This window comes from Aquirufa sp. A-Brett2-15D, from assembly GCF_054558735.1.
This window is the reverse complement of record NZ_JBSKFT010000002.1, coordinates 125,808-139,736: the sequence shown is the minus strand read 5'-3', so window position 1 is coordinate 139,736 and position 13,929 is coordinate 125,808. Positions and strand designations below refer to the sequence as shown.

The following is a 13,929-nucleotide window of genomic DNA, read 5'->3' as shown; positions in this document are numbered from 1 at the left end:
TGGTCAAATTACGACAATTTTCAGAAACTAATCCGAATGTCGCCCTTAATTTCCATTGTGATGGCCACTTATAATGGGGAGAAATTCCTCCGAGAACAAGTGGACAGTTTGCTAGCTCAAAGCTATCCCTCATTGGAATTTGTGTTTGTGGACGACGCGTCCTCGGATTCTTCACTTGCGATTTTACAGGAATACGCTCTTTCTGACTTGCGCATTCGCTTGATTGCAAACCCCATTAATCAAGGTTTATTAGCCACATTCGAACAAGGCATTCGGACCGCGAAAGGCGAAATGATTGCTTTGTCGGATCAGGATGATGTATGGATGCCTGAAAAAATCAGCTTGTTGGCAGGAGCTATCGGCGGAAATTCGCTGATTTATGCAGATTCTGCTCTGACAGATGCTGCAGGTGCGGTCACTGGTAAATTCTCAGACATGAATCATTTGTGTGATTACCCGAGCGCTTTGCACTATGTTTTTGGAACCAAAGCCATGGGGCATGCGATGTTATTTAAGCGCGAAATCATCGACCTAGCCTTGCCGTTTCCGGATTATGTGGGGCACGATTATATACTGGGTTTTGCTGCAGCATCACTTAATGGAGTTAGGTATTTCCCTGAGACTTTAGTGAATTACCGTCAACACAGTTCGAATACAATGGGGGCGGATTTAAGTAAAGGGAAGAAGAATTTTAACACGCGGAAGGAGCGGAATGCGCGCATTGTGAAGCGAATGGAATTAATAGCTGAGCGCTGCCCTGCCGGTGGGGATCGAGAGATTTTGCACGGATTAGCTCGAGATTTTGCACTTACTAGCATGGCGGCGCGCGTACAAAGATTTCTTAGCGTCGCTAAATACCACCGAGCGATGCTAGCTTATAAAGGAAAATCCGCTTTGGGTAGTTTCCTATACAGCATTAAATTACTCTTCTCTATTTTCTAAACGGAAGACTCAAACGGTAATACAGATTTTTCAATTGTACCAACACAGGAATCGGACGTTGCACTAGCGGGCCATCGAATTTATCACCACGACGTAAATAGTATTTCGACAAGGTAGACGAGGTCATCCCCCACTTACGAATAAACTGATAATATCCCTTGTTCTGCTTCACGCGTTTCACGGAAATAGACCCAAAATGATACACCCTACTCTGCGATATTCCTTTAAATAAGCGAACTCCAGCCTGCCAGCATTTCATCGAAAAATCGGGGTCAGAATACATTCCCGGAGTAAATTCATTGGAATACCCACCCACTTTATCCCATAAAGAACGGTGCACCACATTAGGTGGCCAAGTAGCCCCCTGCCAATCCTGGAATGGCAAATTAGCATATGTTTCAAGTAACCTAGTCTCTTCGAAAGTAGCTAGCGACCTACCGAAATCCGCTTGAATGGAACAAGCACTTTGGGCTTTGGGCTCGATGGCTGTGGCCGATAAAAAGAATTCTGTGTGCCCGATACTTTCTATTTCTTCTTTCAGAAAACCATCCCAATTAGGCAGCACGTACATATCATCATTCAAATACAAGAAATAATCCGCGCGCGCCAGCTTCACCATTGCGTTCATCGCATAGCAAACGCCTACGTTGCTGGGGCTATAGGAAAAAGCGATGTCTTTTTGTGATTCGACCCATTCTTTCGAACCATCTTTGGCCTCATTTAAATGCAAAATAATCTCAAAAGCCGTCGTGGAATGTTTACGGATGGCTCTCACACATAATTGCAGGTAGGCTAAATTATTCCAGCTCGGAATGAGGATAGAAAAACAGGGCTTTGCGGGAGCATTCGAAGCCGGGAAAAATTGAATCGAATCTTCCATTATAGCATGCGGTAGTTTTTGTATTCGCCCACCCGGTAACCAGTCAGATCTTCGATTTTCTGCAAAATCTTGCGGCGCAAAGTCATTTTCTTTTCTAATTCTACTGGATCGAAATAGAATGGCCAGTTCGATCGCGCCACCCGATCCGCCATCACAGCTGGATGAGTCCCATCAAAACGGAACAAACGTTCCGCATTTCCATAATCAAATTGGTAATCTGCGGGTACGTTTTCGGCTAACCAAGCATCATCGTGGTAGAATTGCGTAAAGTTGCGCACCTTATTATTTAGGCCTTCGGGCGGTTTCACCCAGCCATAATGATTGATATAAGCGGGAATCAGCTTCACATTCATCTTTTTCCCTTCTTTTCTAAAACCTTGCGCATCCTTGTAAGAATGGACACCTGGATGCATTTTCACCACCCGAATTTCTCGCCGATACCAGCGTCTCGATATAGCCACGTGTTGATAAGAGCCGTAAAAATGACGGTAATGGAAGAGTAAACCTTCCACATTTGCATCCGTTAAATTCGCCTCCATCGCGGATTTTACGATGGGCAAATCGGCCTCGTGCACGCATTCGTCGCCTTGAATATAGAAAGCCCAGTCCATATCTTTTGAGATAGCCTGAAGTGCTTTATCGGTTTCTAAGGCAAATGTGGATCCTCCGTCACGTTTAGAATCATCCCAAACCGTCTCCACAATCTTAATTTTATCGGAGGGAATGCCTTGAATTAAGGCCAAAGTATCATCGTCCGACTTCCCTACCGCCACCACAAACTCATCGCAAATAGGCAAGATAGACGTGATGGCTTCCACGATCGCGTAATCGTTCTTCACCGCATTTCGAATAAAAGTAAATCCGGCTATTTTCATCAATATTTCACTTGAATTCCGTGGTATTTCGATTGCTCCACGTAATCTTTCCGAAGCGGATGTCCTTCCCAGTCCTCTGGAAGCAATATTCTACGCAAATCTGGATGACCAGAAAATTGGATGCCTAGTAAATCAAAGGCCTCTCGCTCATGCCAATCCCCTGTTCTCCAGATAGATGAAACAGAGGAAATAGTGGGCGACGACCGATCTAAAATGACGCGCAAATGTAAGGTGAGGTGATTTGGGATAGAATAAAGGGTGTAAATCACTTCCATTTTACCCGCCTCAGGACCTTGATCGATGGCCGTTAGACAGGAAAGTGAATCGAAATAAGTCGCTGGATTTTTCCAAAGAAATTCGCAAACAGGCAAAATCTGCTCTGCCGGCAAAGTCAAACGCCCCATTTCCTCTTCCCATTCGGCCTCGAATTTGAATTGCGTTTGCAGTAAATCTTTGATCGATGCTAAATCCATTCTATTTATGTATGGCAGCTAAAATACGCAATGGCGCAACTAGACTCTCCTGATTAATCTTTTCTTGTAATTTAATGATACCACCTAAAAGGGCCTCAGGGCGAGGTGGACATCCAGGAACATAAACGTCCACTGGAATAATGCGATCCACTCCTTTCACCACGTGGTAGCCGTGTTCCCAGTAAGGGCCACCGCAATTCGCACAAGAGCCCATCGAAATTACGTAACGTGGCTCTGGCATTTGTTCATACAGACGACGGATGCGATCGGCCATTTTAAAGGTGACGGTTCCGGCCACGATCATCACGTCGGATTGACGTGGGGAAGGCCTTGGAAACACCCCAAAACGATCTAAATCATAGCCAGACGCAAAGGCTTGCATCATTTCGATCGCGCAACAAGCTAAACCAAAACTCATGGGCCAAAGCGAACTCGCCCTCGCCCAATTAAATAAATCTTCGACGTTGCTCAGCACAAAGCCATCGGATTCAAATTCTTGGTCTAAAAAACTCTTCATGTTTGGGGTAATTTTCGTAATCGTTCTGTAAATATACCTAAATTCACAAAATTTTTCGTGTATGTCGCTTGTACCTTTTTTCGATACTGATTTAGCCAAACTCCGTGGGATGACTCCTGCGAAGCTGACGCTGCTACAGACCGAACTAGGCATGTTTACTTACGGCGACTTAATTCAATATTTTCCTTTCCGTTACGAGGACCGCACCGTCGTTCATCCCATCGCAACTATTACAGAGGAGATGGACCACGCTCAATTTATCGGCCGGATTCGATTTAAAGAAAAAATAGGCGCAGGCCACCGCCAGCGCATCGTGGCTCAAATTTGTGACGAGACTGGCTGCATTGAAATTGTTTGGTTTCAAGGAGTCAAATGGCTTGAAAAATCCCTAAATATCGGAGTAGACTACCTCTTTTATGGCAAGCCGACTAGCTTCAATGGACAGCTTCAGATGACGCATCCAGAAATGGAAGTCTATAAAGGCGAACAGGCTTCCGGAAAGTATTTTCAGCCGGTTTATCCTTTAACGGAGAAGCTGCGAAAGAAATACATAGATAGTAAAGCCATTGCAACGCTGCAAAAAAACCTGCTCGAGATTGCGTTTCCTTATATCCGCGAAACATTGCCGGAGGAAGTAAATACACAATTCAAATTAATCTCAAAGCAAGAAGCATTATATCATATTCATTTGCCCCAAAGCGAAACTTGGCTTCACCAAGCCAGACGGCGACTAAAATTTGAGGAGCTTTTCTATAATCAATTACGCTTAATTAAGCAGAATTTGATCCGTAAAGTGGCATTCCCGGGACAAGTCTTTTCCTCCGCGGTGCTTTTAACCAAATTCTATCAGGAATACCTACCCTTCGAATTAACGAATGCGCAGAAACAGGTGATTCGAGAAATTTTTGCAGATATGCGAAGTGGACAACAGATGAATCGTTTATTGCAAGGGGACGTGGGATCTGGGAAGACGATTGTGGCTTTCATATCGATGCTTTTGGCGATTGATAATGGGACGCAAGCTTGCTTGATGGCGCCCACAGAGATTTTAGCAGATCAACATTACCAAGGATTGAAGCAATTCGCGGATCTATTAGGACTAACGATTGCAAAGCTGACGGGTTCGGTAAAAAAGAAGGATAGAGTCGGTTTACACGAAGATTTGCAATCGGGTAAATTGCAGATTTTAGTGGGCACGCATGCCTTATTTGAGGATTCGGTGCAGTTCAAAAACCTAGGAATGTGCATCATTGATGAGCAACACCGGTTTGGGGTGGCACAGCGGGCAAAGCTATGGGATAAAAACAAGACCTTCCACCCGCATATTTTAGTCATGACGGCGACGCCGATTCCTCGGACTTTGGCGATGACACTTTATGGAGATTTAGATATTTCGATAATTAACGAATTACCCGTGGGACGCAAGCCCATTCAGACCACGCATCGCTACGACAGCCACCGCTTGCAGGTTTTTGGATTCATCCAAAACGAGTTAAGCAAAGGCCGCCAGATCTATATTGTTTATCCTTTGATTGAGGAATCCGAAAAAATGGACTTCAAAGACCTGATGGACGGATATGAAAGTATCTCGAGAGCTTTCCCGGAGGTGCCTTTGGGCATTTTACACGGAAAAATGAAGCCAGCGGACAAGGATATCGAGATGGCCCGTTTCGTAAAAAATGAAACCAAAATCATGGTGGCTACCACGGTCATCGAAGTCGGGGTAAACGTACCGAATGCCTCTATTATGATCATCGAAAGTGCAGAACGTTTCGGATTATCCCAATTGCATCAATTAAGAGGACGCGTGGGACGTGGGGCAGAGCAAAGTTATTGCCTTTTGATGACGGGCTATAAAATATCGGCAGATACGAAAAAACGTATCGATACGATGGTGAAAACGAATAATGGATTCGAAATCGCTGAAGTGGATTTACAATTACGTGGCCCAGGGGATATTTCTGGCACGCGTCAAAGTGGAGCCATCGACCTAATGATAGCAGATCTAGCAAAAGACGGAGAAATACTGAAAGTGGCTAGAGAAACAGCCCAAAAAATATTAGAAGAAGACCCCAATCTCGAAAAGCCCGGCTATCAAATGATTCGCGAACAAGTCCGTTCTCAGCGCAAAGACACCACGAACTGGGCTAGAATCTCTTAATTTAAATTCGGATCATCTGGATAGGTGGAGAGGACTCTGAAATCCCCGCCTTTGGCATACATAATCTTCCGCCACAAAGCCTCGTGGGATTCGTCAAAAACTAATTTATCATTCCCCGGATGCAAAATCCAGGCGTTCGTTTTCACCTCGCGCTCTAGCTGCCCGGCTCCCCAACCGGAATAGCCAATAAAAAACTTAATTTCATCGAATCCGATCTCCCCCGCTACGACTTTATCTATCGCCACTTCGAAACTACCTGACCAATAAATGCCCGGACCAATTAACACGCCATCTGGAATTAAATCAGGTCTGCGGTGCACAAACTGCATAATCGTAGGATCTACCGGACCGCCGGAATACAAAGGAACATCCTCCAGCACCTTTTCATCCACGAAAGAGTCGAAGACAATCTCCTGCTTATTATTCAGCACTAAACCGAAAGAATGGGCATTGGTATGCTCGCAAAGTAAAATAACCGAACGATGAAAAGACGGATCCTCTAAGAAGGGCTCAGCTAATAAAAGCATACCGGGTTGCAAATCCTCCACAGAATAATTCGGGTGCATAGCGCAGAAATTAGTAATTTTAAGAGATGATCACTCAGCTCTTCCTCTCTTTAGGCGGCAATCTAGGAAATACCCGGGAAATATTCGAAGGGGCTTACCCGCTAATTGAAAAAAAAGTCGGAAAAATATCGGTTTATTCGTCGATTTACCAAACCCAAGCCTGGGGTCCCATCCCTCAAGACGACTTTTTAAATCAGGTTCTGCTCGTGAGCACTACACTAAATCCGCAAGCTTGCTTAACAGAAATGTTAGCGATTGAAAAGGAATTTGGTAGAGAACGCAAGGAACGCTGGGGTCCTCGAACGCTTGATTTAGATCTACTTTATTATGGGGATATGATCATTGTAGAGGCTGATTTAGTCATCCCACATCCTCGAATCGCAGAACGCAAATTTATTTTAACTCCTTTAGCAGAGATCGCTCCTAGGTATGTAGATCCGGTATCTGGCCTGACGGCAAACGCTATGTTACTAGCTTGCGAAGATACCAGTGAAGTTAATCGTTCTGTTTAGGGAATTTCCAGCTCTTCGAGGTAACTCGCTCGTAGAACTTTTCGTACAAAGGCAAGATCTTGATAATATCAAAATCCTGCGCACGCTTTAGCGCATTTGCCTTCATTTTTTCGTGTAAAATAGGATCACTTAGCATCTTAATGGCATTCGCTGCCATATCATTCACATCCCCTATCTCACTCACAAAGCCTGTTACACCGTGAATATTAACCTCTGATATTCCTCCCGCATTAGAGGAAATCACGGGCACTTCGCAGGCCATCGCTTCTAAAGCAGCTAAGCCAAAACTTTCCTTCTCCGAAGTCAATAAAAATAAATCTGCCAGCGACAAAGCCTCCTCAATTCCATCCATCTTTCCTAAGAAACGGACATCGTTTTGCACCTCTAACTCACGGCAAAGGACTTCGATACCTGAACGCTCAGGACCGTCGCCTATCAAAACTAATTTAGCTGGAATCTTCTTGCGCACGAGCGCAAAAACTTTCACTATATCTTGAATCCGCTTCACCTTTCTAAAGTTCGAGGTGTGCATTAATAACTTCTCGCCATTCGGACAAAGAGTTTTCTTAAAGTGATCATGCGGACGCTTTTGGAACCGATGCAAATCAATGAAATTCGGAATCACTTCGATATGACTCAAAATCTCAAATTCATTATACGTATCATTCTTCAAACTCTCCGAAACCGCCGTCACCCCGTCGGATTCATTGATTGAAAAAGTAACCACTGGTTCGAAAGAGGGGTCACGGCCTACTAGAGTAATATCCGTTCCGTGCAAAGTCGTAATAACTGGTACGTGAATCCCTTTGTATTTTAATATTTGCTTCGCTAAATAAGCTGCCGAAGCGTGTGGAATCGCATAATGAACGTGGATTAAATCCAACTTCTCGTTGATGGTTACATCCACCATTTTACTGGCTAATGCAGACTCATAAGGCAGGTATTCAAATAGAGGATACGACGCGACACTCACCTCGTGGTAGTAGATATTCTCAGAAAATATATCTAAACGTGGGGGTTGCGTATAGGTGATAAAGTGCACTTCATGACCAGCCAGCGCTAATGCTTTGCCTAGTTCTGTCGCCACTACTCCACTTCCGCCATACGTCGGATAACAAACGATCCCTATTTTCATATGTTAAATTTAGCTGAAAGAATGTAAATTTGTATTAAACAACTGATAACCTTTGAAAAATCTCGTCTTATTTGCGTCTGGTTCTGGTTCTAATGCCGAAAAAATCATCGAACATTTCAAAGGTTCCGATCAAGTTCAAATCACCCACATCTACTGCAATAACCCCTCAGCAGGCATAATTGCGCGTGCAGAGCGACTGGGAATTCCTTGCCGTATTTTTGACAGAGATTCTTATAAGAACGGAACGGTGCTTAAAGAAGTTCAATCACTGCGAACGGATTGGATTATTTTAGCAGGCTTCCTGTGGTTAATTCCCTCGGAGTTTGTGCAGGCATTTCCACAAAGAATTATTAATATTCACCCGGCTTTATTACCTAAGTTCGGGGGAAAAGGCATGTACGGACATTTTGTACACGAGGCGGTGGTAGCTGCTAGGGAAAAAGAATCAGGGATTACGATTCACTACGTAAATGAGCACTATGATGAAGGTGGGACAATTTTCCAGAGTTCCTTCCCCGTTTTGCCTACTGATACTCCCGAAGATGTCGCTAGAAAAGGTCAGGAATTAGAGCACCGCGATTTTCCGAAAGTAATCGAGTCGCTTGTTAGTCCTTAATTTCCTCGTAGGGAACATAATCTGCATCGTCTGCCGGCTTAGGCTTGGATTTAGAGGCAGATGGCGGCACAAAATCCACATCAATCGACCCTTCTTTACGTGCCTTAGCGGCAGCATGCTTCGAGCGAATATCTTGCTCTGACATCTTCTTGTGCACCTGCGTGATGACGTAACCTTTCAGCAAAAATCGCATCAAAGGAAATAAGACATAATAGAAGACTAATCCTAAAGCCAGTAGTTTAAACAGCATCTTATCTACTTAGATATAAGTTTCTTTCACCATATACTTTGCGGAAGAAATCATCTTTCAAATCATCGATGAAATAGATCGCTTCTCCAGTTGACTTCATTTCAGGCCCTAACTCCATGTTTACATTCGGGAATTTAGAGAAGGAGAATACCGGGATTTTAATCGCGAATCCTTTTTTCACTGGTTTGAAATTGAAATCTTTTACTTTTTTATCCCCTAACATTACCTTCGTTGCGTAGTTCACGTAAGGCTCTTGGTAGGCCTTACAAATGAATGGAACTGTACGGGAGGCACGTGGATTTGCTTCGATAATGTACACCACTTCGTCTTTCACGGCGAATTGGATGTTTATTAAACCTTTGGTCCTTAATGCCACCGCAATTTTACGGGTATGATCTTCGATTTGCTTGATTACATGATCCGACAAATCGAATGGAGGTAATACCGAGTGAGAATCCCCAGAGTGGATACCCGCAGGCTCGATGTGCTCCATCAGTCCGATTATGTACACATCTTCGCCGTCACAGATTGCATCTGCCTCCGCCTCAATCGCGTTCTCTAAGAAGTGATCTAATAAAATTTTATTGCCCGGAATATCGCGTAGAATATCCACCACATGTTGCTCTAATTCTTGTTCGTTGATCACGATTTTCATCGACTGACCTCCTAAAACGTAAGACGGACGAACTAATAATGGATAACCTAATTCTCGACCTAAAGCCGCAGCATTGTCTGCATCTTCACATACCCCAAATCTAGGATACGGAATAGCTAAATCTTTTAATAAGCTCGAAAACGCACCGCGGTCTTCTGCTAAATCCAAGGCTTCGAACGAAGTACCTAGGATCTTGATACCGTATTTCGATAACTTTTCGGCTAATTTCAGGGCTGTTTGGCCGCCTAATTGAACGATAACGCCTTCTGGTTTTTCGTGCTGAATGATGTCATACACGTGCTCCCAGAATACCGGCTCAAAATATAATTTATCTGCGATGTCAAAGTCCGTCGAAACCGTCTCTGGATTCGAGTTAATCATAATCGTTTCGTATCCTGCTTCTTTCGCCGCTAACACGCCGTGAACACAAGAATAATCGAACTCGATTCCTTGGCCGATACGGTTTGGTCCAGAACCCAATACCACTACTTTTTTCTTTTTAGAAGCGATTGACTCATTATCTAAAACTGCTGAGGCTCCTTCTTGCCCAAAAGTCGAGTAATAATAAGGTGTCTTCGCTTCGAATTCCGCCGCACAAGTATCTACGCATTTGTAAATACGCTTGATGCCTACCGCGTTACGCTTGTCGTAAACCTCTGATTCGAGGCAACGCAAAGTGTGAGCGATTTGGCGATCTGCGAAACCTTTGTGCTTCGCCTCTTCTAATAAGATCGTCGGGATATTGTGAATAGAGAATTTCTCCATCTCTTTCTCCACGCGCACTAAATCTTCAATTTGGTTTAAGAACCATTTATCGATTTTCGTTAATTGCTGAATCGTTTTGAACGAAATGCCCATCTTAAAGGCATCGTAAATATGGAATAAACGGTTCCAAGATGGATTCGCAAGGGAGTATAAAATGGCATCTTGATCACGCAATTCCTTGCCATCTGCGCCCATTCCGTTCCGCTTAATCTCTAATGATTGACACGCTTTTTGAAGGGCTTCCTGGAAATTACGTCCGATACCCATGGTTTCTCCCACCGATTTCATTTGCAATCCTAAGGTGCGATCCGCTCCTTTGAACTTATCAAAATTCCAACGAGGTACTTTCACAATTACGTAGTCTAAAGCCGGCTCGAAATAAGCAGACGTCGTTCCCGTAATCGCATTCGTTAATTCATCTAAATTATAACCGATCGCCATTTTCGCAGCGATCTTTGCAATCGGATATCCTGTTGCTTTAGAGGCCAAAGCCGATGAGCGTGAAACCCTTGGATTAACCTCAATCGCGATAATCTCATCCGTTTCTGGGTTCAAGGAGAACTGAACGTTACATCCACCCGAAAACTGACCGATGGCGTTCATCATCTTGATCGCCATGTCACGCATGCGCTGGTAGATCGTATCTGGAAGTGTCATCGCCGGAGCTACAGTAATCGAATCCCCAGTGTGAATACCCATCGGATCGAAATTTTCGATCGAACAGATGATAATCACATTCCCTAAATTATCTCGTAGAAGCTCTAATTCGTATTCTTTCCAACCCATGATGGATTGCTCTACAAGCACTTCGTGGGTAGGGGATGCGTGAAGACCTTTGTTTAGGGCCGCATCAAAATCTTTAGGATCATGCACAAAACCACCACCTGTTCCACCTAAGGTAAACGATGGACGGATAACTAAAGGAAATCCTGTTTCTTGTGCAATCTCTTTTCCTTCCAGAAAAGATCGAGCCGTACGTCCTTTACAAACGCCCACCCCGATTTCGATCATCTTCAATCGGAATTTCTCGCGATCTTCTGTTGTCTCAATAGCCGCGATGTCTACGCCAATAATCTTCACTCCGTATTTTTCCCAAATCCCCGCCGCATCACAATCAATCGCTAAATTCAAGGCTGTTTGACCTCCCATGGTAGGTAAAACCGCATCGATTTGATGATTTTCTAAAATGTGAATGATCGAAGCTTTCTCTAAAGGCTTTAAATATACGTGATCCGCATTCATCGGATCCGTCATAATTGTCGCTGGATTTGAGTTAATTAAGATCACCTCAATGCCTTCTTCCCGTAAGGAACGGGCGGCTTGGGAACCAGCATAATCAAATTCACAAGCTTGACCGATCACAATGGGGCCAGAACCAATAATTAGTACGGATTTAATCGAGGAATCTTTAGGCACAGGTGGTATAAATTAATTTTGAAAGGATACGTGTATTTTCAGGGCTTTGATTGAGCTCCAAAATTGTGCAAAGTTAAGGTTTCGGGGGTCGATTTCCAAAATAAAACATAGACTTTTGTGCAGGTGCGGCAGAACCCGAAAAAACCCTTATTTTTGACAACAAATAATTGAAATCGTGATAAAAATACTCGTTGCTTTTGATGAAAATAGGGTCATTGGAAAAAACAATGAACTGATTTGGCATTTGCCTGCAGATCTGAAAAGATTTAAGTCCTTAACTACGGGTCATGTCATCATCATGGGGCGTAAAACCTACGATTCCATCGGCAAACCGTTACCGAACCGCACCACTATTGTTATTTCTCGCAATCCTGATTTGCAAATCGAAGGTGTTATCTGTACTTGCTCCATGGAAGAAGCTATTTTAAAGGCTAAATCCCTGAGCCGCGAAGAAATTTTTATTGTGGGAGGCGCTGAAATTTACAAGCTTAGTTTAGCTGTAGCTGATCAAATTTTGGTCACCCAGCTTCACGATATTTTCGAAGGAGATACCTTTTTCCCAGAAATCGTGGCGGACCAATGGGAGGTAACAGAAAGGGAGCGAGGCGTGACGGATGAAAAAAATCCCTACCAATACAGTTTTTTGACCTACAGCAGAAAATAATGATCCACAAAATCGATCTATGTGCGGAAGCGATTTCGATCGATCCTTACTACCAATTCTTGCAGGATCCGGTGGCAGGAGGAATCTGCCTTTTTATAGGCACAATCAGAAATAAGAATCAGGGAAAAGACGTTAAGGCTTTGACGATGGAGGCCTATCCTCCTATGGCTTTGAAACAAATCGAGTTATTGTGTGAACAAGCGGCTTCGAAATGGCCTATAGAGCGCATTGCGCTAGTTCACAGAACGGGGCCTTTAGACATCGGGGATATCGCCGTATTAATAGGAGTTACATCTGTACACCGAGCAGAAGCCTTTAAAGCCTGTGAATGGTTGATTGATACACTGAAGAAAGAAGTGCCTATTTGGAAAAATGAATTTTACGAAGACGGTTCCTCCTGGCTAATTCCCCATCCCTGAAACCATCAGGCTGCAGCCGCGCATTTCCGAATTATCGAAACGGCCTAAGACTTTAAATCGAATCCCATCTTCCTCTAAGGAACCTAAATCTCGTGTTTCAATAAAGGAACAGGAATCTATATTTCCCAAATCCGCGATTTTAATCCCCCCCGTTTTATGCGGCTGGGTCACTAATGTAAATGGATCACTCACCTCCCGCAAACAAACCCGCATGGTATAGGCTGGGGTGAAAATACCTTGCGCTTTCGCATGGCCTTGCGAAAACAATTCAGTCATTCCATATTCTGAGGCGATCGAATCAAGCCCCATCTTTTCTTGTAAATAGGCATGCACTTTATCGCGAATCCACTCCTCGCGGCGACCTTTCATCCCACCGGTTTCCATCACAATCAAGCGATCTTTGTGTTCTTTCAAGAAGGACAAATCAATACCTGAATCTACTAAATCCAATAATCCGAAGGTCACTCCCATCAACCATACCTTTTTTTCTGTCGCTAACGCTGCGCGTAAAGCATCAGCGAGTTCTTCGTATTGGTTTAAATAAAACCCCGATAAATCAGAGCCCGATTCCTGTATGAAATGATCCATCATGAATACAAGCGAGGAGGTAGTGCGCTCTAGATAGGATGGCAACAAGGCAAAAATATGGTAATCACTCAAAGGTCCATATTCTTGCTCAAAGGCAATTTTAGAAATTTCTTGGTAGAATTTAGGATCGCAAACGGGATGTTTCGACGGGATTTGGCCTGTCGTACCGGAGCTTTCGAAGGAGAATAAAACAGGCACGGAGCCTGTTAAAACCTGGTGATTTTTAAACAATTCAATCGGCAGAAAGGGGATTTCGGTCCAATGATTTACCTTTTCAGGATCGACTCCAGACAAGTTTATATACTGATGGTAAAGTGGATTGAATGTTGCTTGAAAACGAAACACCTCTAAAGCAAGCGCCTCAAAATCGGATTCCTGCATGTGCAGAACGCGCCTTTTTAATTTTTCTCGCCACGACTCGATCGTTTGATCCATTTGATTTTACCTGATGTAGCACAAAATTAACGCAAATCATTAACTTTACTGTTGAAATTT

At 43.7% G+C, this 13,929-nt stretch carries 15 protein-coding genes; 6 read left to right on the top strand and 9 right to left on the bottom strand.

Translation table 11 applies throughout. The annotated features are described in order from the left end of the window. The first annotated feature begins 36 nt into the window (after window positions 1-36). Window positions 37-942, top strand: a complete 906-nt coding sequence (locus ACST14_RS05830) for a glycosyltransferase (protein ID WP_459461537.1) — start codon at window positions 37-39, stop codon at window positions 940-942. Here ACST14_RS05830 and ACST14_RS05825 read toward each other — a convergent pair. The 4 genes from ACST14_RS05825 to ACST14_RS05810 are packed head-to-tail and all read right to left on the bottom strand — an operon-like array spanning window position 932 to window position 3,687. Further along, complete coding sequence (locus tag ACST14_RS05825; protein WP_459461535.1) at window positions 932-1,822, bottom strand: glycosyltransferase family 2 protein; 891 nt, start codon at window positions 1,820-1,822, stop codon at window positions 932-934. The two genes, ACST14_RS05830 and ACST14_RS05825, sit on opposite strands and share 11 nt — an antisense overlap. Next, on the bottom strand, window positions 1,822-2,697 hold the full coding sequence (locus ACST14_RS05820) for a glycosyltransferase family protein (RefSeq protein ID WP_459461533.1): 876 nt from the start codon (window positions 2,695-2,697) through the stop codon (window positions 1,822-1,824). Before ACST14_RS05820 ends, ACST14_RS05825 begins: the two co-directional genes overlap by 1 nt. After that, window positions 2,697-3,170 carry an NADH-quinone oxidoreductase subunit C gene (locus ACST14_RS05815; protein ID WP_459461531.1) on the bottom strand — a complete coding sequence of 158 codons (474 nt, stop codon included), beginning with the start codon at window positions 3,168-3,170 and terminating at the stop codon, window positions 2,697-2,699. The genes ACST14_RS05820 and ACST14_RS05815 overlap by 1 nt, the downstream gene beginning before the upstream one ends. Window position 3,171: 1 nt before the next feature. Then, window positions 3,172-3,687: an NADH-quinone oxidoreductase subunit B gene (locus ACST14_RS05810; RefSeq protein WP_459461529.1), complete on the bottom strand. Its 516-nt coding sequence runs from the start codon at window positions 3,685-3,687 to the stop codon at window positions 3,172-3,174. A gap of 61 nt (window positions 3,688-3,748) precedes the next feature. On the opposite strand from ACST14_RS05810, the gene recG reads away from it, so the two are divergent. Further along, window positions 3,749-5,848, top strand: coding sequence for an ATP-dependent DNA helicase RecG (recG, locus tag ACST14_RS05805; protein ID WP_459461527.1), 2,100 nt, complete (start codon window positions 3,749-3,751; stop codon window positions 5,846-5,848). On the opposite strand, the gene ACST14_RS05800 is transcribed toward recG, so the two are convergent. Beyond that, complete coding sequence (locus ACST14_RS05800) at window positions 5,845-6,414, bottom strand: YqgE/AlgH family protein (protein WP_459461525.1); 570 nt, start codon at window positions 6,412-6,414, stop codon at window positions 5,845-5,847. The genes recG and ACST14_RS05800 overlap by 4 nt on opposite strands. Window positions 6,415-6,440: 26 nt before the next feature. Here ACST14_RS05800 and folK point away from each other — a divergent pair, with 26 nt between their 5' ends. Beyond that, on the top strand, window positions 6,441-6,926 hold the full coding sequence (gene folK / locus ACST14_RS05795; protein WP_459461523.1) for a 2-amino-4-hydroxy-6-hydroxymethyldihydropteridine diphosphokinase: 486 nt from the start codon (window positions 6,441-6,443) through the stop codon (window positions 6,924-6,926). Here folK and bshA read toward each other — a convergent pair. Next, window positions 6,910-8,061: an N-acetyl-alpha-D-glucosaminyl L-malate synthase BshA gene (gene bshA / locus ACST14_RS05790; protein WP_459461521.1), complete on the bottom strand. Its 1,152-nt coding sequence runs from the start codon at window positions 8,059-8,061 to the stop codon at window positions 6,910-6,912. The genes folK and bshA overlap by 17 nt on opposite strands. Before the next feature lie 52 nt (window positions 8,062-8,113). On the opposite strand from bshA, the gene purN reads away from it, so the two are divergent. Continuing rightward, window positions 8,114-8,677, top strand: coding sequence for a phosphoribosylglycinamide formyltransferase (gene purN, locus ACST14_RS05785; protein ID WP_459461519.1), 564 nt, complete (start codon window positions 8,114-8,116; stop codon window positions 8,675-8,677). Here the strand turns inward: purN and ACST14_RS05780 are convergent. After that, a complete protein-coding gene (locus ACST14_RS05780) occupies window positions 8,667-8,927 on the bottom strand; it encodes a hypothetical protein (protein WP_459461517.1) in 261 nt (86 codons plus the stop codon). The genes purN and ACST14_RS05780 overlap by 11 nt on opposite strands. 1 nt (window position 8,928) lies before the next feature. Then, window positions 8,929-11,763 carry a carbamoyl-phosphate synthase large subunit gene (carB, locus tag ACST14_RS05775; protein ID WP_459461515.1) on the bottom strand — a complete coding sequence of 945 codons (2,835 nt, stop codon included), beginning with the start codon at window positions 11,761-11,763 and terminating at the stop codon, window positions 8,929-8,931. A 175-nt stretch (window positions 11,764-11,938) separates the two neighbouring features. Between carB and ACST14_RS05770 the strand changes: the two genes are divergently transcribed. Next, window positions 11,939-12,427 (top strand): dihydrofolate reductase, encoded by a 489-nt coding sequence (locus ACST14_RS05770; protein WP_459461513.1) that lies wholly within the window; start codon window positions 11,939-11,941, stop codon window positions 12,425-12,427. Further along, window positions 12,427-12,846, top strand: a complete 420-nt coding sequence (locus tag ACST14_RS05765) for a molybdenum cofactor biosynthesis protein MoaE (RefSeq protein ID WP_459461511.1) — start codon at window positions 12,427-12,429, stop codon at window positions 12,844-12,846. The genes ACST14_RS05770 and ACST14_RS05765 overlap by 1 nt, the downstream gene beginning before the upstream one ends. Here the strand turns inward: ACST14_RS05765 and ACST14_RS05760 are convergent. Continuing rightward, window positions 12,829-13,869, bottom strand: coding sequence for an acyl transferase (locus tag ACST14_RS05760; protein WP_459461509.1), 1,041 nt, complete (start codon window positions 13,867-13,869; stop codon window positions 12,829-12,831). The genes ACST14_RS05765 and ACST14_RS05760 overlap by 18 nt on opposite strands. Window positions 13,870-13,929 lie beyond the last annotated feature (60 nt).

What these genes read in the sequence shown, in the direction of transcription:
- ACST14_RS05830 (WP_459461537.1), top strand. Translation starts at nt 37, where the DNA reads ATGTCGCCCTTAATTTCCATTGTGATGGCCACTTATAATGGGGAGAAA.
- ACST14_RS05825 (WP_459461535.1), bottom strand. Translation starts at nt 1,822, where the DNA reads ATGGAAGATTCGATTCAATTTTTCCCGGCTTCGAATGCTCCCGCAAAG.
- ACST14_RS05820 (WP_459461533.1), bottom strand. Translation starts at nt 2,697, where the DNA reads ATGAAAATAGCCGGATTTACTTTTATTCGAAATGCGGTGAAGAACGAT.
- ACST14_RS05815 (WP_459461531.1), bottom strand. Translation starts at nt 3,170, where the DNA reads ATGGATTTAGCATCGATCAAAGATTTACTGCAAACGCAATTCAAATTC.
- ACST14_RS05810 (WP_459461529.1), bottom strand. Translation starts at nt 3,687, where the DNA reads ATGAAGAGTTTTTTAGACCAAGAATTTGAATCCGATGGCTTTGTGCTG.
- recG (WP_459461527.1), top strand. Translation starts at nt 3,749, where the DNA reads ATGTCGCTTGTACCTTTTTTCGATACTGATTTAGCCAAACTCCGTGGG.
- ACST14_RS05800 (WP_459461525.1), bottom strand. Translation starts at nt 6,414, where the DNA reads ATGCACCCGAATTATTCTGTGGAGGATTTGCAACCCGGTATGCTTTTA.
- folK (WP_459461523.1), top strand. Translation starts at nt 6,441, where the DNA reads ATGATCACTCAGCTCTTCCTCTCTTTAGGCGGCAATCTAGGAAATACC.
- bshA (WP_459461521.1), bottom strand. Translation starts at nt 8,061, where the DNA reads ATGAAAATAGGGATCGTTTGTTATCCGACGTATGGCGGAAGTGGAGTA.
- ACST14_RS05780 (WP_459461517.1), bottom strand. Translation starts at nt 8,927, where the DNA reads ATGCTGTTTAAACTACTGGCTTTAGGATTAGTCTTCTATTATGTCTTA.
- ACST14_RS05765 (WP_459461511.1), top strand. Translation starts at nt 12,427, where the DNA reads ATGATCCACAAAATCGATCTATGTGCGGAAGCGATTTCGATCGATCCT.
- ACST14_RS05760 (WP_459461509.1), bottom strand. Translation starts at nt 13,869, where the DNA reads ATGGATCAAACGATCGAGTCGTGGCGAGAAAAATTAAAAAGGCGCGTT.